We start from the raw sequence: 22,707 nt of genomic DNA on the forward strand, positions 1-22,707 counted from the left end.
GGACGCCCGGCGGGGCGTCCCGGTCGCAGTCTCAGTCCCGGCGGGCGACGAACAGGTGCAGGCCGGTCGCCACGAGCGGGTGATCGTCACCCGGCAGGGTGGACAGCGGCCGCAGGCCCGCCCGGGTCAGCTCCGTCAGCCATTCGTCCCGGGTGAGGAAGACCCGGTCGTCGGCGTTCCTCAGGTCGGCGGGGTGCAGGCGTCGCTCGCCGGGCCGTGGCGACATGAGGAACTGCATCGAGGCCAGGATGGCGCCCATCTCCCGGCACGTCTCCACGAAGACAAACAGGGCTCCCGGCGCCAGCAGCCCCCGCAGGCCGCAGAGCACGTCCCGGACGTGACGAGCGTTGTGCAGCACGTTCGCCGACAGCACCACGTCCTGGGAGCCGGGTGGCACGCCCTGGGCCGCGGGATCGGCGTTGATGTCGAAGAAGGCGAAACCGACCCCCGGCCGATCACCGAAACGTTCACGGCCCAGCGACAGGAAATAGCGGGACACATCGGTGTAGAGATAGTCGGCGTCGTGGCCGTCCAGGGCCCGCAGCGCTTCCACGGTCGTGCCGCCGACACCGGCCCCCAGTTCCAGCACCCGCAGCCGCCGCCCGGCGCGTTCGGCCGTCCACCGCAGGGTCTCCCCCACGGCGGCGTTGAGGTACCGGTTGACGGTGTTCTCCCGGTATGCGCCGTCGGCCGTGCCCAGGTCGTCGTCGGCGAACAGCAACGCCTGCACCGCCACCTCGTCGCGCAGCAGCTCCGGCAGCCGTGTCGTGGCCGTCAGCAGGAAACGGGTGGTCTCCATCGGATAGCCGATCCGCGCACCGTCGGCCTCCAGTCCCCGGCCGGCGGCGATGACCTCGTTCCGCCGCACCGGGCGCAGCCCGTGGAACCGGCCTGTCGCATCGCGGGCCAGCAGCCCCTCCCGGACGAGCGCGCCGAGCCAGCGGCGCAGGATCCAGCGATGCCGGTCGGCCACGCCCAGCGCGTCGGCCACCTCCTCGCAGGTACGCCCGGTGTCGTCTCCTGTCAGCCCGGCCGGACGCAACGTGACCGCCATCGCCAGCAGTGCGGTCCTGTCCAGCCGGTCCAGGAACTCCGGAATCCGTGCGGCGTCCGCGTCCGCGACCGCCTCGGACGCCCGCTTCCCAACTCGCCCGGTCATCGCTGCGATGTCCTCGGCCTCGGCGTTCTCTCGGCGGCCGTCCGCGATGACGGTTCCTCCGGCGGCGGGCTTTGGCCCGGCCGATCCGTCACCGGCGCGATCTTCTCCGGGAGTGGACCTCGCCGCGTCCCGCTCGCCGTCACCGTGCGGTCCGTCGACAGGACCATGCGCGTCACCGGTCGATGACGACGCGTCGGTCCGGGCGGTGTCCGACCCGGAGGCGTCCTCCGACAGGTCGATCCGGAGGGGAATGTCGCGGGCGGCGGGCAGGGAGCGGCGCAGGACGGCGCGGGCGACCTCCTGAAGCCTGCGGCCGGTGAACGCGATGAACGGGTCGTGCGCCGTTCCGTTCACGGCCGTCATCTCCTCCACCGGGCGGGCCGCCGACTCGGCCGGGATGACGACGCCGAGCATCGCCGGATCACCGGGGTCGGCCACCACGGCGGCGCGGGCACCGGCGACGGCGCACAGCCGGGACGCCGGAACCGCGTCTGGGCTGTCCCCTGCCAGGAGGGCGTTGGGGATGCCGTGGACGTGCACGGGCCCACCGGGCAGCAGGGCCGCCAGCGCGCCCAGACGGTCACCGCCGGGCAGGGAGGTCCAGGCGATCTGCTTCACGGCAGGTGACGGGCCGGCGTCGACGTGCAGCACCGCGTCGAAGCGGTAGCGGGTGAGTTCGGTGTCGCCCGTCATGGTCTTGGGGTGCACGCTCATCCGGACCGTCCGGCTCGACCGGCGGGCGATGCCGTCGGCCAGCCGGGCCAGCAGCGGCGGGTCGAACAGCAGCTCCTCATCCCGGATGGCGCGGTCGGTGGCGCGTCGCTCCAGCTCGGCGTCCCCGGCGGCGGGGTCGGCGGACTTCTCCACCCACCGGGCATAGGAAGCCAGCAGCCGGGAGTCGCGGACGTCACCGATGATCACCGTTCCGCCGGAGGCGACCAGGCCGATCGCGTCCTCCAGCACGGCCCTCAGGTACCCCACACCGGGGAAGCACTGCGTGACCGAGTTCAGCAGCACGCAGTCGGGGCGGCCGTCCGGTGCGCCGACCTCCGCCAGGGCTGCGCGGACCTCCGGTGCCGTCCCCTCGTGCGCCGCCGCCCGCACGAAGGCGGTCCCCGGATGGGCACCGGCTCGCAACGCGGTGACGGCGGCCGCCGCCACGTCGGTCCCCACATACCCCCGGACCCGGTCGCGCAGCCGGTACATCAGCAGCCCGGTGCCGCAGCCGAGCTCCAGGATCCATCGCGGCCCGGTGCTGAGCACCAGTTCGACCGTGTGCTCGATCCATTCGCGCATGTGCTCGACCGGCAGTGGGCGGCCGGTGTCGGAGGCGCGCCACCCCGACAGGTCGAGTTCCGAGTCGTGCCGTGCGTCCGCCCGGGTGTAGGTCCAGTCGTAGACCTCCCCCCAGTGCTCCAGGTACTCGGTGACGAGGCCACCGGGCTCGGACCGGACGGCCAGCGCGGACGGGTCGGGCCGGACCCGCAGTGAGCCGTCGGGATCCGGTGCCGCCGCACCGATCCAGGGATGGGCGGCCAGCCGCCCGGCCGCTTCGGCGAGCAGGGACGGGGTCGGCGGGTCAGTGTGCACGGGTGCGGTCCTCCGTTCGTGCGGGATCCAGGGACGGCTGGTGACCGGCCAGGTGGAGCACCCGGTCGGCGCAGGCCGCGACCCTGCGGTCATGGGTCACCATCAGCACCGCCAGACCGTCGCCGCGCAGTTCCTCCAGCAGGCGCAGCAGCCCGGCGGCAGCGGTGTCGTCCAGTGCGGAGGTGATCTCGTCGGCGAGCAGCACGGTGGGGCCAACCGCCAGCGCCCGGGCGAGCGCCACCCGCTGGCGCTGCCCGCCGGACAGCTCGCCCGGCAGGCGGGCGGCCAGCGCGGGATCGAGCCCCACCCGCCGCAGCAGCCCGGGAACCCGGGCGTGCGCCTGCTCCCGGGACAGCCCGCCCAGCACCTGCGGCGGCCGCGCGAGAGCCGTTCCCACGCGGTGGGCCGGGTTGAGCGCCCCGGCCGGATCCTGGCCGACGAGCTGAGCGTCCCGGAGCGCCTCGCGCGGGCGTTCACCCAGCGGCCAGGCGAGCGGGAGTCCGTGCAGCCACAGCTCGCCCGCCTCGGGCGGGTGCAGTCCCGCCAGGGCGCGCAGCAGCGTGCTCTTACCGGCGCCCGACGGGCCCAGGACGGCCACCAGTTCACCGGGCCGCAGGCTCAGCCCGGCATCCGCGAGCAGCGTTTCGCCGCCCTGGGCCAGCCGCAGTCCCCGCACCCGGAGAACGGGTTCGCCCCGGTCCGCCCCGGTCGCGGCCGGGCCAGGGGCGCCTGGCTCGGCCGGATCCGGCGTGCCGATCGTCAGGACGCGGTCGGCGACACGGACCACGAACCCCTCGTCATGGGAGATCACGAGCGTGACCGACCGGCCGTCGCCCCGGCGGCGTTCGATCGCCCGGACGACCAGGTCGAGGGCGTCGGGATCGAGCCCGCTGGTGGGCTCGTCCAGCACCAGCAGGCCGGGGTCGCCCAGGAGGGTGCGCGCCAGCGCGACCCGCTGCGCCTGCCCTCCCGACAGCTCATGGGGGCGGCGCCGCCACAGCCGGTCGGCGTCCAAGCCGAGGTCCGTCAGCACGGCCCGTGCCTCGGCCGGCGAACGCCGATGCCCTTCCAGAACCAGGGCGCCGACACCGAGCAGCGGGTTCAGGGAGCCGGCGGGGTCCTGGTCCAGCAGGCCGACGTGCGCACGTCGCCATCGCCGCGCGTCCTGGCCGGGACGCACCCGGGTCCCGCGCCAGGCGACGGTGCCGCCTGTCCGGCGCAACCCGGGTCCGAGAACGTCGAGCACCGCCCGGACCGTCGTGGTCTTGCCGCCGCCGGAGGGCCCCACGATCGCGACGACCTCCCCCGGCCAGGCCCGCAGAAAGACGTCCTCGACGATCGCCCACCCGCCGTCGTCGGTGACCGTGAGCCCCGTGACCTTCAGCACGGCCCCGTCACCGGCCCGCGTGTCCACGATGGTCCCGACCGCGGACATGCGGTCGCTCTTACGGGAACGAGGCGGGACGGTGAACGCCGACGACAGCAGCACGGCCGCCAAGGCAAGGACGGTCAGCGCAGTGGCCGGGGCCACCAGTGCGGCGGGGTTGAGGGCCGCTCCGGCGAGGTTCTCCCGGAGCATCAGTCCCCAGTCCGGAGCGGGCGGTTGCGGCCCCTGGCCGAGCATCCCGAAGGCGGCGGACAGCTGCAACGCCAGGACGAACCGCAGCACCATGTCGGCCGACGCCAACCCCGCCAGCGACGGCAGTACCTCCCGCACGACGATGGCGGCAGTCGACTCGCCCCGGCAGCGGGCCGCCTCCACATAGCCCGCACGGCGGGCCTGCCGGACCAGGTCGCGCACCAGCCGCAGCCCGAGCGGAGCTCCGCCGCACACGGTGCCCGCGACCACGGCGGCGGGCGTGGGCAGGGCGACGGCCAGCACCAGCGCCAGCAGCAGGAACGGCAGCGCGAGCAGCAGGTCGGCCGCCGCCGTCAGCCACCGCCCGGTACGGCCGCCCGCCCATCCGGCGGTCAGCCCCCCGGCCAGGCCGGCGAGGCCGGCCACGACGGCGGCGGCCAGCGCGGTCAGGGTGAGGTCCCGGCCACCGGCCAGCACCCGGGACAGCACGTCTCGCCCGGCCGCGTCGGTGCCCAGCGGGGCACCCGCACCGGGCGGCGTCCACGGCGCACCGATCGAGGCGGCCGGATCGTGCGGGGCGAGCGCACCGCCCGCTACCGCCGCGGCCAGGGTCAGGACGACCAGGGCTACTGCGGCCCCTCTGCACCGGTTCACGATCGTCCCCGAGCGTAGGGGTCGGTCAGCGCGCCCAGCGCGTCGGCGACGGCCGTCCCGGCGAGCACCGCCACGGCGGCGAGCACCGCCACCGCCTGCACCACCGGGGTGTCGCGCGTGCCGATTGAGCTGACCAGCAGTTCGCCCAGCCCGGCGTAGCCGAACATCATCTCCACCACGGCGGCGGCCGCCAGCAGCGCGCCCGCCGTCAGGGCCAGCACCCGTGCGGTGGGCGCCAGCAGGAACGGCGCCACATGCCGGGCCGCCACCCGATGCCGCGGCAACCCGCGCGCCACCGCGTCCCGCACGTGCGGTCTGCGCACGGTGTCGGCGACCGCGCCGCCGAGGAGACCTGCGCCGAACGCGGCGGCGGGGGCCGCCAGCGCCAGCGACGGCAGCACCAGTGGCCGGGGGTCGGCCAGCGGCGAGCCCTCGGCCGGCAGCAGCGACACCGGCGGCAGCCAGCCCAGGACCGCGGAGAACACCACCACCAGCCCGGCCGCGAACACCACCTGCGGCACCGCGGCGACACCGGTGGCCAGCGCCGCCAGCGGACCGCGCCACCGCGGTGAGGCCGTGCCGACCAGCCAGGCCGACAGCAGCATCAGCGGAACGGCCACCGCGAGTGCGCAGCCGGTCAGGGTGAGCGTCGCGGGCAGCCGTTCGGCCACCATCGCCGCCACCGGCCGATCGGTGACCAGCGAGGTGCCCGCGTCACCGTGGCATAGCCCCGCCAGCCACGACAGGTAGCGCCGCCAGGCGGGACGGTCCAGCCCGAGCCCCTCCCGCATCTGCGCGAGCTGCTCGGCCGTGGCCCTTCCCCCGGTACGACTCTCGGCCGCGTCCGACGGCAGCAGCTCCGTCGCGCCGAACACCAGTGCCGACACCGCGACGAACAGGAGCAGCGCTCGCAGCATCGCGACCACCAGGGCACGTGCCATCACCCGCCCAGCCGGACCCGCTCGATGAAGGCGCTGTCGAACCCGGGCCCGTCGGGCAACCCGGAAACTTGCGCGGAGGTCAGGTCCAGGCCGTCCCCGACGCCCCACACCACGTACCCGCCCTCGTCGCGCAGCTCGCGCTGCAGCGTGCCAAGGGCCCGCCGCCGTTCTGCCTCGTCCCTGATCGCCATCGCCTTCCAGTGAGCGGCGTCCCAGTCGGGCCGCTTCCAGGCGGTCTCGTTGGTGGGGGCGTCACCGAGCAGGGATACGCGGGCTACGTCGATGAACGGGATGCCACCGAAGAAGCCGGTGTAGAAGTCCCGCTGCGCGAACACCTTCGTCCAGTAGGTGTCCGGCGGTTCGTTGGTCACCCGCACCGTGATCCCGGCCTGGCCGAGCTGCCGGGCGAACAGGGTCGCGGCGGTGTCCATCCCCGGGTAGGAGGTGGTGGTGGCCAGCTTCAGTTCCAGCCCGTCGCCGTGCCCGGCCTGCCTGAGCAGTTCCTTGGCGCGGGCCAGGTCCCTGGTCCGCTGCGGCACGTCGGCGGGGCTGGAGGGGTCGGCGGGGGTCAGCAGGTCGTTGCCGACCTTCCCGTAGCCGAGGAACACCTTGTCGACCAGTTCCCGGCGGTCGGCGGCGAGCTTGATCGCCTCACGAACGCGGGGGTCGTCGAACGGTTCGCGGTCCAGCCGCATGACGAATGGGTACATGGTGACGGCGGGCCGGTGGACGATCTTGAGGTTCCGGTCGCCGGAGACCTGGCGGACCGTGGCGGGATTGACGCTGGAGGCCACGTCGGCCTGCCCGGAGATGACCGCCTGGGCGCGGGCCTGCGGGTCCGGCACGGCGCGGATCTCGATCCGCCGCGTCGGCGGCTTGGCGCCCCACCACCGGTCATTGCGTTCCAGGACGGCGTTCTGGGCGTTGCCGCCGACCATCCGGTACGGGCCCGAGCCGACCACCGGCTTGTCGAAGGCGGTGGTGCCCTCGGGGATCACGAAGGTCATCGACTCCAGCGCGCGCGGCACCTCGGCGTACGGCCGGGTGGTGACGAGTTCGAGGGTGTGGTCGCCGACCACGCGGGCGGCGTCCATGTCGAACATCTGCAGCCGGCCGAAGTTCTCGGCGGCCTTGGCGTGGATGCGGCGCAGCGAGAACAGCGCGTCGGCCGCCCGCACGGGCCGCCCGTCGGTGAAGGTCACGCCCTGGCGCAGCCGGATCGTCCAGGTGGTGAGCTTCTCGTCGGGCTCGAAGGAGGTCGCCAGCCTCGGCTCGGTGACGCCGTTCGGTCCCGGCTTGGCCAGCACGTCGTACAGCAGGGCGAAGCGCGTCAGGTCGGACTGGTTGCCGATGCCGCCGTGCGGGTCGTGAATCGCGGTGGCCGGGGCGCCGACCGCGACGTACCGCAGGGTCTGGCCGGCCGGTGACGCGGCGTCGCCGTCACCGCCGCATCCGGCCGCCAGCAGGACGAGGCCGAGACACAGCGCGCCGAAGCGCACGGGCAGGGGGTTCATGGGGTTCATCCGTTTCTGTCTTCGCCGGTCAGTACCGGGTGAGCAGGTGGTTGATCAGTTCGGCGAGCGGGCGGACGGCGGGCGGGCGCAGCAGGCCGTAGTGGTCGGCATCCAGGCCGTGGACCTCCAGCGGACCGGCCAGATGGCGGCTCCAGTCCAGGTCGGGCCGGCCCGGTGGGGTGTCGTCCACCCCCATCCCCACGCCGGAGTTGCGCGAAGCCCTCCGTTCGGCGCGCACCAGCAAGGTGGCGGTCGTCTCGTCGGCGAGACGGCGGGGAGTGTGCTCCCCCAGGCCGCGCAGGTGGCGGGCGAAGACGGCGACCCGTTCACGCGGGTCCTCACCCCGGCCCAGCAGGCGGTGCTCGCGCATCCGCGCGGCGACCTCCTCCCAGCGCCGGTCGGCGGGCAGTGCGCGCAGGGCGGCACGGCCCTCCTCGGTGCCGACGCCGAGGTCGAGACCCAGGTACGCCTCGAACGCGCCGAGCAGCCGGACGATCGCCTCGGCCTCCTGGTCGTCGGGCAGCGGCCTGATATAGGTCGGGTCGTTGGAGTCCAGCATCAGCAGCAGCCCGGCCGAGGCGCCCTCCTCGTACAGCCGGCAGGCCACCTCCTGGCCGAGACTGCCGCCCATCGACCAGCCGCCGAGCAGATAGGGGCCGTGCGGGCGGTGCCGCCGGATCACCTCCCCGTAAAGGCGGGCCAGGCCGGGCAGGTCTTCGGGTGCCGGCGTCCCGGCCAGACCGGGATCGGTCAACGCCACGATCGAGAACCGCTCGTCCAGCAACCGGGACAGCTCGGCGTAGCACAGCACGTCGCCGCCGGACGGGTGGAGCAGGAACAGCGTCTGCTCGCCCGTCCCCTCCCGCAGCGGGACGAGGACGTCGTCGTGCCCGGTGAACGGGCGGACGGGACCGTTCACCGGCGGTTCGTCCCATGCCCGCGGATCGGTGGCCAGACGGCGCAACCGGTCCGCGTACGCGGCGAACACCTCGTCCACCTCGGTGTCGGGCAGCAGCCCGGCGACGGCGTCCCACTGCACCAGCAGTTCGCCGCGCTGCACCAGCACCTGGTGGTCCAGCCAGGTCTGCGGGGTCTGGCTGACCGCGTGGACCTGTTCTCCGACCCACTGCAGATCGGGCTCGCCGCCCACCAGGTCCTCCAGGCCCAGGGCACTGGTGAACACCACTGGCACCGAACCGACGTGTCCCTGTCCGGTGGCGCGTTCGGCCAGCAGGTCCAGCGCCGAGTAGGCGCGGTGGTCCAGGTCGGTGAACAGCCGGTGCTGCACCCGCCGCACGTGCTCGGCGAACGTGCCGGGCTCGCGCCGGTCGATCTCGTGGACGAGCAGGGAGGTGAAGTCGCCGACGACCTTGTCGACGTCGGGGTGGATCGGCGGGCGGTCGAACAGGGTGAGGGTGATCGAGAAGTGCTCGCCGCCCGACCCGGTCGCCAGGGCTTCGGCGTAGGCGGTCAGCAGGACGGCGGTCGCAGTGACCTTCCGCCGGGCGGCCTGCTGTTTCAGCGCCCGCCACTGCTCTGCCGTCAGCCGGGCGGTGCGGCGCACGAACCGCGGGGCGCCGTCGGGGTCGGTGACCGGCAGCGGCGGCGGACCAGGCAGCGTGTCGAGCCGCCGGCGCCAGTACCCGGCCGCGCGGCGCCAGTCGGCGCCCTGCCGGATCTGTTCTTGGGCCCGCAGACAGGCCGCGAAGTCGATCGCGGGCTCGGGCAGCGTGGAGCCGGGGTGCTCGTAGTAGTGGCGGACCTCCCGGTCGATGATCCAATAACTTCCGGCGTCGCAGATCAGCACGTCGACGCCGATGAACAGCCGCACCCGCCCGCCGGGCAGCCGGGCGGCCCGGATCTGCACCAGGGGCCAGCGGTCGGGCGGGCCTGGGTCACGGGAGATGCGCTCTCGCAGCCGCGCGAGCCGGGCTTGGCGGGTGTCCTCGTCGACCTGGGTCAGGTCGTGCACCCGGATGCGGTACGCGGGCACGTGGTCGAGCACCTTGAGACGGCCCTGCCGGGTGACGATGGCGCGCAGCATCGGATGTCGGGCGATCACCTGCCGCCAGGCCTGCTCGTATCGGGCCAGGTCCAGGTCGGGGCAGTCGTACTCCAGGTAGAAGTGGCAGGCGATCTCGCCCAGCGCATAACCGCCCTCACGGCCGACCCAGTAGGCGTGCTGGACACGGGTCAGCGGGAAGGTCCCGTCCGGCGCCGGTTCGACCGCCGTGACGTCCGCGTCAGGTCCGGTGCTCTGTCCCGCATCGGCCGGCGGGCCGGTCAGCAGCCGGGCGAGCGCGCCGACCGTGGGGTGGGCGATCAGGTCGCGCAGGCGCAGTTCGACGCCATGGGAGTCGCGCAGCGCGCCGAGCATGCGGGTCGCCAGGAGCGAATGCCCGCCGAGGGCGAAGAAGTCGGCGTCGGCCGAGTTCACCGGGACGCCCAGCAGGTCCGACCACATCCCGGCGAGCATCTGCTCGGCAGGCGTGAGCCCGCCGCCGGCGGCCGGGTCTCCGATCTGCCGGACGGGGGCGGTGTAGGCGGCCCGGGCGATGCGTTCCCGCAGGTCCGTGGTCGAGACGGCGACGACGGGCGGGGTGCTCGGGCCGGCCAGGATGCGGTCGAGCGCGTCCATCCCGGTGCGGGCTCCGAGGGCGTACGTCAGCCGTACCGTGCGTTCGGTGCCGACGGGACCGACCTTCCAGGCGTCCCAGACCACGCTCACCCATCGGGTGGCGGACCCCGCGGCGCGGCTCATCTCCTCGGCGAGGGCGTCCAGGTAGCGGTTGGCCGCGCAGTACGGCCCCATGCCGATGCCGCCCACGAGGGTGCCGGCCGAGGACATCAGGATCACCTGGCGGGGCCTGCGCCCGGCGGGCAGTCGGTCGATCGCCTCGCGCAGCGCCGACACCCCGGAGATCTTGGCGTGCATGTGCCCGGTGACCTGGTCCGGCCCGGTTCCCCGCATCGGCTGCAGGTCGGCGGTCGCCACGACCCCGGCCGCGTGCACCACCAGGGCGGGCGGCCCTTGGGCGGACAGTTCCTCCAGCAGCCGGGCGGTCCCCTCGGCGTCGGCGGCGTCCAGCCGCCGGACCTCGACGGGAAGTCCCTCCTCGGCGAGCCTGCGCAGCGACGCCACCCGGTCCCCCGACTCGTCGCCGGGCGGTCCGGTCCGCGAGGTCACCACCACGCGCAGTCCCTTGCGGGCCAGGTGGGCGGCGGTGGTGAGGCCGACGTCGCCGAGCCCTCCGGTGATCAGCGCGACTGGAGCGCCGGTCTCGTCCCCGGACGGCCCCGCCGCGGCTCGGCCCGGCCGCCACGGAACGACTCCCCGCGCCCATCGGGCCCCGCCCCGCACCGCCGCCTCGATGCCGGAGATTCCGGTGGCGATCAGATCGGCCAGCTCGGCGGGCACCGTCTCGGCCGGGTCGGCGTGCTCGTCCAGGTCCAGCACCCGCCAGCGCACGCCCGGCTGTTCCTGGGCGATGACCCTGGGCAGCGCGTGCAGTGCCGCTGCGGCCGTCACGGGACACTCGGAGCCGGTCACCCGCTGGGCCGTGCGGGTGACCTGAAGGAGCAGCCGCGCCGGCCGTTCCCCGGTGAAGAAGTCCCTGGCGAGGCGCGCGTGCGCCAGTACGCCTTCGGTCACGGCCTCGGCGGGGTCACGGCCGGTGCTCTGTCCTCCGGCCAGTACGACCACGCCCGTCCAGTTCGCGTCGGAACGTTCGGCGGCCTGGTCAAGGGGCGCCGCCTCGGCTCCGGCGGCCTTCAGCGACGCGGCCACCTCGGTCACCGCGTCCTCGTCGTCTCCGGCGACGACCCAGCGTCCCTCCAGCGCGGTCGTGGAGTCGAGCGGGGGAACCTGCGTCCAGACGGGAATCTGCAGGGGCTCGTCCTCGTCCGGCCCCTCCGTGAGGGGGCGCGCGGGCTCTTCGGGTGGATCGATCCACAGCCTCCGCCGCTGGAACGCCTGCCCCGGCATCGCGATGCGCCGCCGTGGCCCCTGGTGCATGCGGGAGAAGTCGGGCTCGATGCCGTGTGTCCACAGCCGGCCCGCCGCCTCGCGCAGGGCCGCGAGGTCGCTGTCGCCGTCCTCGGCGGCCAGGGTGGTCAGCGTGGCCCGCAGTTGCGGCAGGCCGTGGGCTCGGGCCAGCGCCGCCAGCGCCCCGCCCGGTCCGACGTGGACGAGGACCACGGGCGCCCCGGCGGTCAGGTCCACGGTCGTGCGCAGCGCCTGGGAGAACCGCACCGGCTCGCGAAGCTGCCGGACCCAGTGGTCGGCCGTGCCCAGTTCCCCGGTCACCGTGCCTCCGGTCAGCGTGCTGACCACGGTCCTCGACGGTGGCGAGGCGGTCAGGCCGGTCGCGGCGGCCCTCAGCCGGGGCAGCGCCGGTTCGACGAGCCGCGAGTGCGCGGCTCCGTCGAACCGCAGCCGGGTCGGCTCGTGCCCGGCGCGCCGCAGTTCCCGTTCCAGCTCGGCAACCGCCTGCCGGGGGCCGGACACCACGCACGAGCCGGGGGCGTTGTGCACGGCCAGATCGACGTCGGGGTGCCCGTGCAGCACCTCGCCGATCCCGTCTGCGCCGAGCGGCACGGCCAGCATGGCGCCGTCGCCTGCAGCGTCGGCCATGGCCTGGGAGCGGACGGCGACCAGCCGGGCGGCGTCGGGGAGTGAGAGTGCTCCGGCGACGACGGCGGCGGTGTACTCGCCGAGGCTGTGCCCGAGGACGGTGTCCGGCCGGATGCCCCATGTTTCCAGCAGCCGCGCGGTGGCCAGGCAGACCGAGAAGAGCGCGGGCAGGCCGTGCACCGGCTCACGGATCCGTTCCTCGTCGCCCCGGATGGCCGTCCGGATGTCGAAGCCCAGGTGGGCGGTGAACAGTTCGGCGCACTCATCCACGCATTCGGCGAACGCCGGCTCGGCGTCGTAGAGGGCCGTGCCCATGCCCGCGCGGGCGCTGCCGCCGCCGGGGAAGGCGAAGACGAGTTTTGGCGGCACGGCGGGGACGGTGACCGGTGCGGCCTTGCGCAGCGCCGACGCCAGTTCCCCGTTCTCGGGGGCGACGCACAGCCGGTGGGCTTGGTGACGGCGTCCCTGCTGCGACGTGTGGGCGATGTCCGCCGCGGACGCCTTGGGCTTGGTCTCCAGCCAGTCGGCCAGGTCCGCGGCGGTCCGTTCCAGCGCCGCCGGGGTGTGCGCCGACAGCACCACCGGGTGCGGCCGGGGGTCGCCGGCCGGGGCCGAGCGTTCGGGCGCGGGCCCCACGATCACGTGGGCGTTGGTGCCGCCGATGCCGAACGAGCTCACCCCGGCCAGCTCCGGGCCGTCCCACGGGCGGGTGCGGGTCACCACCTCGAACGGCGACCCCGCCAGCCCGAGCAGGTCGTTGATCGGCTCGGCGTGCAGCGAGGCCGGCAGGACGCGATGCCGTACGGCCAGCACCGTCTTGATGAACGAGGCGATCCCGGCGGCCGAGTTGGCGTGGCCGAGGTTGCTCTTGACCGAGCCGAGCCCGCACCAGGCGGGGCCGGTGTCGCCGAACACCCGGCGCAGCGCGGCCACCTCGATCGGGTCGCCCAGCCGGGTGCCGGTCCCGTGCGCCTCGACGTAGCCGACCTGCCGGGGCTCGGCGTCGGCGATCGCCAGGGCCTCGGCGATGGCGCGTGCCTGCCCGCGCACCGACGGCGCGGTCAGCCCCGTCTTGTCGGCCCCGTCGTTGTTGACGGCCGACCCGTGGACCACGGCGAGAACGGGGTCGCCGTCGTCGAGGGCGTCCCGCAGGCGTCGCAGGACGACCGCACCGACCCCTTGCGTGTAGACGATCCCGGTGCCGTGGGCGGAGAACGGCCGTGTCCTGCCGTCCTCGGAATAGATGCCGTCCGGGGTGGACAGGTATCCGCGGCCCTGCGGCACGATCAGCGACACTCCCCCGGCCAGCGCGGTGTCGCACTCGCCCGACAGCAGCGACTGCACGGCGATGTGCACCGCGACCAGCGAGGTCGAGCAGGCGGTGTTGACCGAGACCGCCGGGCCGGTCAGGTCCAGCCGGTAGGCGACCTGTGCGGGCAGGTAGTCGGTCTGCGTGGCGATGGCCGTCTGCAGGCTGCCGCCCGGGTCGGGGCCGCCGCCGGTGGGATCCCAGCGGCCGGCCAGGTTGACGGCCTGGTAGGCGCTCTGCGCGGCCCCGGCGAACACGCCCACCGCCCCGGCGCCGCGGCCGCCTCCGTGCCCGGCCTGCTCCAGCGCCCGCCAGCATGTCTCCAGGAACAGCCGCTGCTGCGGGTCCATCAGCGCGGCCTCGCCCTCGGCGATACCGAACGGCTCGGGATCGAACAGCTCCTGGCCGTCGATCAGTCCCGCCACCGGCACGTAGGCGGGATCGCGGCGCAGCCGCCGGGGTACCCGGCGCTCGGCGAGCTGTTCCTCGGTGAGCCGGGTGAGGCCCTCCCGTTCCTCGGCCAGCAGCCGCCACAGCGCGTCGGCGTTGGGGGCTCCGGGAAAGCGGCAGGCCAGTCCCGTCACGGCGATCAGGTCGTCGCGGGCGTTCATCGGACGGCCTCCTTGGCCCTGCGTCGGGCCAGACGCCTGGCGTCGGCGCGCCGCGCCGCGGCGCCCGCCTCGCCTGCGTCACCGTTCACCGAGACGGCGGTCGGCACCGGTGCGGCCGTACGGCCGCCGTTGCGGCGCGCGGCGATGTGGGCCGCGAGCTGCCGGACGGTGGGGCGGGTGAACATGTCGACCACCTCCAGCTCCGGGTCGAGCAGCTCGGCCAGCCTGCCGTGGGCGCGCACCAGGGTCAGCGAGGTGGCCCCGAGCCGGAAGAACGGCAGGGTGGGGTCGATCTCCGCGCCGCCCAGGAACTCGCTCAGTACCTGGCTCACCACCCGCTCGACCTCGGCGTCGGAGGCGCTCTCGGCGCGGGGTTCCGGACGTGCCGGTTCAGGCGCGGTCCGGGCCGGGGCTTCGGCATGGTCGGCTGATGCGGCCGGACCGGTGTGCCAGGGGGCCGCCCGGTCCGGTACGGGGTCCGCGCTGTGCGGATGATCCGTGGTGTGGACGGGAGATGGCGCCAGCTCGATGAGGGCGCCTTCGGCGAGCCGTTCCCCGAGCGTGAGGCCACGACCGGCCGCGGCCGTGCGCAGCCGTCCGGCCCAGTTCCCCGCGGCGGTCAGCGCCCGCGCCGGAGGCAGTGCACCGGCGGTGATCCGCAGGGTGACCTGCAGCCCTTGCTCCCCCGCCTCCCGGATCAGCCGGGCCAGGTCCGTGTCCGGACCTTCCGGCCCGGGCGATGCCACCGGCCCAGGCGATGCCACCGGCCCGGGCGATGCCGCCGGGGCCTCCTGGTCGGCGGGTGCGCCGAGGGGGACGGCGGGTTCGCCGGGCCGCCGGTACGGGTTCGGCAGGGCCTTGTAGTCGATCTTGCCGTTGTCGGTGACGGGGAACGCCTCCAGATGCACGAACCGGCTCGGCACCATGGAGTCGGGCACCCGTTCCCGCAGGTGGGTGATGAGGTCCTCGTCGGCGGGCGGCCGCTTCGGGTCGGCCGCGACCACGTAGCCCACCAGCCGGGGCCGGTCGTCTGGGCCGCGCACCGACAGCGCCACCGAGTGTCGGACGCCCGGGATGCGGTCCAGCGCGGACTCCACCTCGCCGAGTTCGATCCGGTGCCCGCGGATCTTGACCTGGCGGTCCAGCCGGCCCATGAACTCGATGTTGCCGTCGGGACGCCAGCGCCCCACGTCGCCGGTGCGGTACAGGCGTTGTCCCAGGACCGGGTCGGTGACGAAGCGTTCACGGGTCTGCCGCTCGTCCCCGATGTAACCGCGGGCCAGCCCGTCCCCGCCGATGTGCAGCTCACCGGGCCGCCCCACCGGGCACGGCCGCCCGCGTTCGTCCAGGATGTGGAAGCACTGGCCGCGCAAGGCCCGGCCGTAGGGAATGCTGGGCCAGGCCGGGGACACCTCGCCGATCGGAAAGCAGATCGACCAGATCGACGCCTCGGTGGCGCCGCCCAGGCTGACCACCTGCGCGTCCGGGGCCAGGGCGCGGATCCGGTCCGGGAGGGTGACCGGGATCCAGTCGGCCGACAGGAAGACCAGCCGCAGCGACGCCAGCACCGCGCGCGCCCGCTCGGGTTCGATCTCGGCGTACTCGACCAGCATTTCCATCAGTGCCGGGGCGGTGTTCCAGACCGTCACCCGATGGCGTTCCATCAAGTCCAGCCAGTGACCGGGGTCGCGCTGACGACCGGCGTCCGGCAGCACGAGCGCGGCACCGGTGCCCATCACTCCGAAGATGTCGTGCACCGAGAGGTCGAAGCTGAAGGCCGACAGCCCCAGTACCCGGTCGTCGGGGCCGACGGGGAACCTGTCGATCAGGTCGTCGATCGTCGTCCGCGCGGCACGGTGCTCGATGGCCACGCCCTTGGGCCGTCCGGTGGAGCCGGAGGTGAAGATGACGTAGGCCAGCTCGTCCGGATCCGGGCGACGGGCGGGTGCCGTCCGATCCGCCTTCTCCAGGTCGGGCAGCCGGTGCACGGTCACCGTGCGGGGCCAGTGCGACCCGCTGTTCTCGGGCACCAGCGCGTGCCCGATCCCGGCCTGCTCACAGACGTCGGCGATCCTGCTCTGCGGCCACGACGGCTCGACCGGCACGTATCCGGCGCCGCTCGCGCAGACGCCCAGCAGGGCGACCACCTGTTCGACGCCCTTGGGGAACGCCACCGCGATCAGATCGCCGGGGCCGACGCCGAGGGCCGCCAGTGCGGCGCCGATCCGCTCCGTGCGTTCCGCCAGTTCCCCGTGGGTGAGGCCGCCCGCCGCGTCCAAGAGGGCCTGCCTGTCCGGCATCGCCTGGGCCGCACGCCGCAGCGGGTCGGGCAGCAGCGGCCCGGCGTCCCCGAACGGCCGGCGGTCCAGCGATTCGTCGGCCCGGAACGTCGGATCCCAGCCGAGCCCGGGGTCGTTCCAGGCGGCGGGTTCGGCGGCCAGCCTGCGCAGCAGCCTCAGATGCGCGTCGCGCATGCCCGCCATGAAGCCGTCGGGGAAGATCCCCTCGACCGCGTCCCAGCAGATCCGCAGTTGGCCGCCCTCGTCGTGGACGATGTGGTCCAGCGCCACCTGCGGCGTCTGGGAGACGCCGAAGACCTCCTCCCCCAGCCAGTCCGCCGGGTCCCCGTCCTGGCCCGACAGGCCGATGCCGCTGGTAAAGACCACCGGATGGCGGGGGGTGAGGTCGGCGGACGGCCCTGCCTCGCGCAGCACCTCGACGCCGGAGACGGCGCGGTGTTCCATGTCACTCCAGAACCGGCGGTTGATCCCGGCGGCGAAGTCCGCGAACCCGCCCCACCCCCGCAGGTCCGCCCGGGGGAACTCGACGAGGATCGTGGAGGTGAAGTCGCCGACCAAGTGAGCCAGCTCCGGATCGTCGGGGCGGTCGAACAACGTGGTGTTCAGGCAGAACGCCTCATCGGCCCCCCAGCGGGCCAGCACCAGGCCGAAGGCGGCCAGCAGCACGCCGGTCGGGCTCAGCCCCCGCTGCGCGGCCTGGTCCCGCAGCGCCCGCCACTGCTCGGCGTCCAACTCGGCGGAGTCGCGGACGAACCGGTGGGAACGGATCCGGGCCAGGTCCTGCGTCCACGGAAGCCGCGGGCCCGGCGGCAGCGTCTCCGCGCGACTCCTCCAGTACTTCAGGTCGCCTTCCCGGCGCCGTGCCTCGTCCGGATCGGACCGCCTGCGGCGCACCAGCTCGGCGAACGACACCGGCGAGGACTCCAGCCTCGCCTCCGGATCGGCCACCAGGCGGCCCCATTCGTCCAGGATCTGCATCCAGCCCGCCAGATCCAGTGCCAGCACGTCGATGCCCAGGAAGATCCGGGTGCGGCCGTCGGGAAGGAGGGCGGCGCGCACGTCGAACAGCGGCCACCGGTCGGCCGGACGCACCTGGTGGGAGCGCTCGTACCGCAGCCGCCCGAGCCGTTCCCGTACCTCGTCCGGTCCCGCCCGTCGCAGGTCCTCGACGGCGATCTCGTAAGGGTCGGTGACCGGCAGGATGTGCTGTCGGCCCTGCCGGTCGACGGTCATCCGCAGCATCGGGTGGTGCCGCACCAGCCGGTTCCAGGCGTCCGTCAGCCGGACCAGGTCGGCCTCCGGGCCGACGGGACCGGGCCGACGGTCGTACTCCCGGTAGTAGAACGTGGCGACGCCGCCGAGCGGGAAGGCCGGATCCCGGCCGATCCAGTAGGCGCTCTGCAGCGGCGTCAGCGGGAATCCGCCGTCGTCGTCCGCGGGCCCGTCCCCCGTCTCCACCGGATCCACCGCTCCCGCCGCGACCGTCCGGACGGTCGCGGCTCCCAGGAAGGCCGTCATCGGCAGATCCAGCCCCAAATCGCGTAGCCGCCGGCGGAGCCGTACGGCCGTGAACGACTCCAGCCCCAGCACGGTCAGCGGGGTGTCGGTGGCGACCGCCGAGACCGGTAGTCCGAGCACCTCCGCAACCAGTTCCGCAACGTCCTCGGCGGACACGGGCGAGGACGTCAGACGCGCTTCGCGCATGGGTCTCCTTCGATCGGCGCGCACAGGACCGCCTGACCGGCATAAGCCGCCAGACAGACGAACACGATAATCATTATCATTTCGTCTGCCTAGCCCTGTGATCCAGATCTCCGCCCCGCAGTCTCGCCCCCGCCGCATCGACCGGGGTGCCGCGCGCCGACGGGGCCGTCGCATCGAGGTCCACCCACCCTGGACACACCGCACGGCGACTACACCAAGACCTTGACGAACACCGCCCGCCACCCTCGCGATCCCGCCCCGCCTCGGTCGGCCCGCACAGAGAGCCTCAGGGCATCAACCGCCGGCCATACGGGCAACGGCGGCATGGCTCGCCCACCTGGCCGTCCTGGTCTGGACGGACCCGGCCCGCCCTTGCACACCACCACCATGACTCCGCCGGCGGCCTTTGCCGCAGACCCCGCCTTCAGATGACTTTGACAACCGTTTTCATTTTTGTCCACACTTGTGCCATGTTCCCCTTTGGCACCCCTCTTCGCGCGTTCCCCGTGACCACCCTCGCCGTCGCGGGCCTGCTCGGCCTGACCGCCTGCGGAAGCTCCGATGGCACCACCGCGACCCCTGGCGGCGACTCGGGCGGCGGCGACACCAAGGTCATCGCGTCGCTCTATCCCGTGGCGTGGCTGGCGCAGAAGGTCGGCGGACGGGACGTCTCCGTCACCACGCTGACCAGGCCGGGCGCCGAGCCGCACGGCCTGGAACTGACCCCGCGGCAGATCGCCGACATCGGCGCGGCGAAGTTCACCATCTATGTCAAGGGCATGCAGCCCGCCGTGGACGAGGCTGTCGACCAGCATGCCAAGGGCAAGTCTCTGGACGCCGCGTCCGTCGTGAAGACGTTGCCCTCCCCGGCCGGCGCCGATGGGCACGACCACGGCGAGGAAGAGCACGACCACGGCGAAGAGGAGCACGGCCACGAGGACGAGGTCTCCTACGATCCGCATGTCTGGCTGGATCCGAACCGTATGGCCACCATCGCCACCGCCCTCGGCGACAAGTTCGCCGCCACCGACTCTGCGCACGCCACCGGGTACCGGGAACGCGCCAGGTCCGTCGCCGCGGAACTCAACGCGCTCGACCAGTCGTACCGGAACGGTCTCAGGGCCTGTAAGCGCGACACGGTCGTCACCGCGCACGCCGCGTTCCAGTACATGGTGGACCGCTACGGCCTCAAGCAGATCTCCATCGCCGGCATCGACCCCGGCAGTGAGCCCTCACCCGCTCGCCTGGCCGAGCTGACCAAGGAGATCAAGGCAGCGGGCGCCACCACCGTGTTCACCGAAACGCTGGTCAGCCCCAAGGTCGCCGAGACGCTCGCCAAGGAGAGCGGGGTCAGCACCGCCGTGCTCGACCCGGTGGAGGGCGTGCAGGAGGGTGCCAGCGACGATTACATATCGATCATGAGAAAGAACCTCGAGACCCTTCGTCCCGCGCTGGAATGCTCCTGATGCCCCACCGCCCGTCTTCGAGATGACCGGTGGTCGCGTCCGCCGGACCGGACGCGACCACCCTTCGACGGAAGGTGGACCACGATGACGTGAGCCTGGGCACGGGTGCCCCGGTGGTGGTCGGCCGTGCGGACGGCGAGACGGCTGCCAGAACGGCAACTGCCGCCCAGGCGACCGCAGACCAGCGCGGTGGCGCTCGCCGTCGAGAGCGAGATCGAGAGCGAGCAGGCACCGTACGATCTGCTTCAGCTCACTCGGCTGCGACGAGGCGGAACGGTCCGTAGACCGACTGCCAGGGCCCGTGGCAGGGCGGGAGGTCTCGCCACCCACACCAGGCGGCGCACGGCGTCCGGCGCGCCGCTGATCGAGCTGCAGAACACCCGGTTCGAACTGGCCGAGTGCGCCACCCTGGCCCACGCGGGCCGGGTGTTCGCCGACTCGTGCGTCGAGCGGCACCTGCGCGGCGAACTCGACGCGGCCACGGCCGCGATGACCAAGTGGTGGCTGACCGACGTGCAGTGCCAGGTGATCGACCGATGCCTGCAACTGTTCGGAGGCTACGGCTACATGCGGGAGTACCCCATCGCCCGCATGTACGCCGACGCTCGCGCTCAGCGGATCTACGGAGGGACCAACGAGCTCATGAAGGAGATCATCACCAGGTCCCTGTCCAGGGCGGCGGGACGAGCACCGATCGGGTGGAACCCCTGAGCCTGCGGCGTGGGAGACCGCGCCGCAGGCTCAGGGGTTCACCCAGTCGGTGACGACACGGCCGTAGCGGAGGCTGAAGGGGCCGGGGCCGGACAGCGGGGCGGTGAAGCGGCCGAGGGCGTCGACGGTCACCGTGGTGGAGCCGCCGGGGCGGCGGATCCGCACCGGCTCGGCGGTGTCGGCCGGGATCAGCCGACCGACGATCCGCCGGGGCGGGTCGGTGACCTCGACCTCGATGGTGGTCTCACCGGCCCGGAAGGTCAGGAACCGCGGCCCCTGCGCACGGCCCGGACCGCGGACCGGCGCCGCATCGTCCAGCGAGTCGAAGGCCAGTTCGGCCAGCTCGGCGTCGAGCGCGCGGAACACCAGCGCCTCCCGCGCGACCCGCAACGACTCGGGGGGCACGGGATCGAGGAACGCGACGGCCCGGCGCAGCCGCGCCTCCAGCTCGCTGTCCTCGTCCATGGGCCGAATCCCTCGTCTCCGCGTCACGACTGGGCTGCACCGCCTGTTATACCTCGTTCGACGAGGAGCTCCCTGAGCTGGCTCAGGCAGCGGGCCCGGGTGGGGCCGATGCTGCCGACCGGAATCCCCAGCGCCTGCGACACCTCCGCATAGCTGGGCGGCGGTGAGGCCAGCAACATCCGCAGCAGCTCGCGGCACCGCCCAGGCAGTTCCTCCAGCGCCTGCACCAGCTCCCTGTCACGCCGCCGGTCCAGCTCCGCGTCCTCGGCGTCGAGCATCACCTGTTCGGGGGACAGGTCGTCGACGCCGGGCACCAGGGTGTCCAGATCGCTGGTCAGGGCCACCCGGCTGCCGACGCGGACGGCTTTGCGGGATTCGTTGCGGGCGGTGGTGGCCAGCCATGCGCCCGCCTGCTCGGGGGACCGGATCCGGCCGATGTGCTCGGCGAACCGGAACCAGGTGATCTGGAAGACCTCCTCGGCCTCCGCCGCACCGAGCCCGTGGCCCCGGGCCACCGACCACACCAGACCACTGAACCGCGCGACCAGTGACTCCCAGGCCGCCGCGTCCCCTCCTGCGGCGGCCCTGACCAGGGCCCCGACCTCGTCCATACGCCCCCACCCTCCCTGTGAGGCCATGGTAGGTCGGGAGATATCGCCGTATCCGGCGATCCGGGCTAGCGCGCCCAGCCGTATGTGGGCGTCCAGCCGGTCGGCAGCAGCACCCGCCCGGCGCTCTCGACCCGGCCCGCCCCGGACAACAGCGCCGCCGCCGCCTCCCTGGACGATTCCTTGGTCTTGGACATGCGCGCCGCCATCATCCCGGCGACGATCGGCGTGGAGAAGGACGTGCCGCTCCACCGGGCCAGACCGGTGGTGAAATCCACCCGAGTCCCCTTCTCGGGGGCGGTCACGCAGGTGCACCCCTGGTACAGCGGCGGCGAGGGATAGTACCGGCAGTAACCGAACGACGGGTCGCGGTATTCATAGGTTCCGTTGAAGAAGGCGCTCACCAGCCGCTCCCCCGGCGCGTACACGTCAACCCAGGGGCCGTGGTTGCTGAAGCACGCCAGCCCCGCGCCGTCCTCGCGCAGGGCGCCCACGCACACCACACCGGGGGCGTCCGTGCCGCCGGGGTAGTAGGTCCGGTTGACGCCGTGGTTTCCCGCGCAGGCCACCAGAGTGGTGTCCGGGTGCTCGCCGAGGAGGCGGAAGAACTCCTCGAGCCCCGCGAGTGGGACGTCGTCCGCGGTGTGCGCCCCGGCCGACAGGCTGATGATGTCGGGCCAGCCCCTGTGGTCCAGGACGTCCAGGAGAACGGTGCCGAGGGTGTGCTCGTCGAGCGCCCCGGCGTACGTCAGCGCGTTGGAGACGAACACGTCGGCCGCCGGCGCGACGGCCGTGAGCACCCCGGCGATGAAGCTGCCATGTCCCGCGTACTCCCGCATGATGCCGGGCAACTGCGCGTTCTCGGGCACGTCGGCCCTGCCGCTCACGTCCGGGGGCAGCCGGGACGGGAAGCCGGAGACCGGGACCAGGCCGGTGTCGACCACCAGGATCCCGACGCCCTCACCAGCGGCCGGGTCGGGGTTGGACAGGGGGTTGCGGGGATGCCCGGCCGGGGCCGGCTCGTCGGCCGGGCAGGTCCCGGTCGGCGCGATTGAAACCAGATGGTTCAGCGAGGCGCGCCGGCCCGTCCGTTCCCGCATCTCCAACGCGTCGCGTCCCCCGTTGAGCTTGACCAGCATCGGCCGGCCGCGCCGCCCCGGCAGCCCGCGCGGCGGCGGGACCTGGTTGGGCGGCCCCTGCATCCGGCTCGGTGCCTCCTGCGCCTGCGGGACCGCGTCCAGGACGTGGCCCAGGTCGTCCGGGTCGATCAGCAGCTCGTCGTCGATGTAGACCGACAGCGGGGCGTTGCTGGAGTCGTACAGGACCGCGGGAGTCAGCCCCGTGCCCTCGTAGGCCTGCCGTATCGCCTCGAACTGGGTCAGGAACTTGGGATCGCCATGGACTGGCGGCATCGTGCCTCCTTTCGCCGGGAGCGATGTTCGCCTTATGTAGAGCGCCAGTGC

At 73.6% G+C, this 22,707-nt stretch carries 11 protein-coding genes; 2 read left to right on the forward strand and 9 right to left on the reverse strand.

What is annotated here, in order from left to right; translation table 11 throughout:
- Nucleotides 1-31 precede the first annotated feature (31 nt).
- From C4U03_RS30915 to C4U03_RS30945, 6 genes are read right to left on the reverse strand one after another with little or no spacing between them, the layout of a single operon-like run.
- Nucleotides 32-2,749, reverse strand: coding sequence for a class I SAM-dependent methyltransferase (locus C4U03_RS30915; protein ID WP_103942856.1), 2,718 nt, complete (start codon nucleotides 2,747-2,749; stop codon nucleotides 32-34).
- Nucleotides 2,739-4,982: an ATP-binding cassette domain-containing protein gene (locus C4U03_RS42165; protein WP_235018253.1), complete on the reverse strand. Its 2,244-nt coding sequence runs from the start codon at nucleotides 4,980-4,982 to the stop codon at nucleotides 2,739-2,741. Before C4U03_RS42165 ends, C4U03_RS30915 begins: the two co-directional genes overlap by 11 nt.
- Complete coding sequence (locus C4U03_RS30930) at nucleotides 4,979-5,923, reverse strand: ABC transporter permease (RefSeq protein WP_103942858.1); 945 nt, start codon at nucleotides 5,921-5,923, stop codon at nucleotides 4,979-4,981. Before C4U03_RS30930 ends, C4U03_RS42165 begins: the two co-directional genes overlap by 4 nt.
- Nucleotides 5,923-7,437, reverse strand: coding sequence for an ABC transporter substrate-binding protein (locus C4U03_RS30935; RefSeq protein ID WP_200827587.1), 1,515 nt, complete (start codon nucleotides 7,435-7,437; stop codon nucleotides 5,923-5,925). The genes C4U03_RS30930 and C4U03_RS30935 overlap by 1 nt, the downstream gene beginning before the upstream one ends.
- Nucleotides 7,438-7,465: 28 nt before the next feature.
- On the reverse strand, nucleotides 7,466-13,990 hold the full coding sequence (locus C4U03_RS30940) for a type I polyketide synthase (protein ID WP_103942862.1): 6,525 nt from the start codon (nucleotides 13,988-13,990) through the stop codon (nucleotides 7,466-7,468).
- Nucleotides 13,987-17,994 (reverse strand): non-ribosomal peptide synthetase, encoded by a 4,008-nt coding sequence (locus C4U03_RS30945; RefSeq protein ID WP_103942864.1) that lies wholly within the window; start codon nucleotides 17,992-17,994, stop codon nucleotides 13,987-13,989. The genes C4U03_RS30940 and C4U03_RS30945 overlap by 4 nt, the downstream gene beginning before the upstream one ends.
- 470 nt (nucleotides 17,995-18,464) lie before the next feature.
- Here C4U03_RS30945 and C4U03_RS30950 point away from each other — a divergent pair, with 470 nt between their 5' ends.
- Both C4U03_RS30950 and C4U03_RS30955 read left to right on the forward strand, forming a co-directional pair.
- Entirely contained in the window at nucleotides 18,465-19,460 is a 996-nt protein-coding gene (locus C4U03_RS30950) for a metal ABC transporter substrate-binding protein (RefSeq protein WP_103942867.1), read from the forward strand.
- Nucleotides 19,461-19,586: 126 nt separating this feature from the next.
- Complete coding sequence (locus tag C4U03_RS30955; RefSeq protein WP_235018254.1) at nucleotides 19,587-20,171, forward strand: acyl-CoA dehydrogenase family protein; 585 nt, start codon at nucleotides 19,587-19,589, stop codon at nucleotides 20,169-20,171.
- Between the two features lie 30 nt (nucleotides 20,172-20,201).
- Here the strand turns inward: C4U03_RS30955 and C4U03_RS30960 are convergent, their stop codons facing one another.
- From C4U03_RS30960 to C4U03_RS30970, 3 genes are all read right to left on the reverse strand, one after another.
- The gene (locus C4U03_RS30960) at nucleotides 20,202-20,636 is read right to left on the reverse strand and encodes a hypothetical protein (protein ID WP_103942871.1); all 435 of its coding nucleotides are present in this window, start codon (nucleotides 20,634-20,636) and stop codon (nucleotides 20,202-20,204) included.
- A 23-nt stretch (nucleotides 20,637-20,659) separates the two neighbouring features.
- Nucleotides 20,660-21,247, reverse strand: a complete 588-nt coding sequence (locus tag C4U03_RS30965) for an RNA polymerase sigma factor (RefSeq protein ID WP_103942873.1) — start codon at nucleotides 21,245-21,247, stop codon at nucleotides 20,660-20,662.
- Nucleotides 21,248-21,312: 65 nt separating this feature from the next.
- Complete coding sequence (locus C4U03_RS30970; RefSeq protein WP_103942874.1) at nucleotides 21,313-22,656, reverse strand: S8 family serine peptidase; 1,344 nt, start codon at nucleotides 22,654-22,656, stop codon at nucleotides 21,313-21,315.
- Between the last annotated feature and the right edge of the window lie 51 nt (nucleotides 22,657-22,707).

The sequence above is a fragment of the Thermomonospora echinospora genome, from assembly GCF_900108175.1.
Taxonomy (GTDB): Bacteria; Actinomycetota; Actinomycetes; order Streptosporangiales; family Streptosporangiaceae; genus Thermomonospora; species Thermomonospora echinospora.

Bases quoted from the DNA above. Each gene is read 5' to 3' on its own strand.
- C4U03_RS30940 (WP_103942862.1), bottom strand. From the start codon at position 13,990: ATGAACGCCCGCGACGACCTGATCGCCGTGACGGGACTGGCCTGCCGC.
- C4U03_RS30945 (WP_103942864.1), bottom strand. From the start codon at position 17,994: ATGCGCGAAGCGCGTCTGACGTCCTCGCCCGTGTCCGCCGAGGACGTT.
- C4U03_RS30935 (WP_200827587.1), bottom strand. From the start codon at position 7,437: ATGAACCCCCTGCCCGTGCGCTTCGGCGCGCTGTGTCTCGGCCTCGTC.
- C4U03_RS30960 (WP_103942871.1), bottom strand. From the start codon at position 20,636: ATGGACGAGGACAGCGAGCTGGAGGCGCGGCTGCGCCGGGCCGTCGCG.
- C4U03_RS30970 (WP_103942874.1), bottom strand. From the start codon at position 22,656: ATGCCGCCAGTCCATGGCGATCCCAAGTTCCTGACCCAGTTCGAGGCG.
- C4U03_RS30965 (WP_103942873.1), bottom strand. From the start codon at position 21,247: ATGGACGAGGTCGGGGCCCTGGTCAGGGCCGCCGCAGGAGGGGACGCG.
- C4U03_RS30930 (WP_103942858.1), bottom strand. From the start codon at position 5,923: ATGGCACGTGCCCTGGTGGTCGCGATGCTGCGAGCGCTGCTCCTGTTC.
- C4U03_RS30950 (WP_103942867.1), top strand. From the start codon at position 18,465: ATGTTCCCCTTTGGCACCCCTCTTCGCGCGTTCCCCGTGACCACCCTC.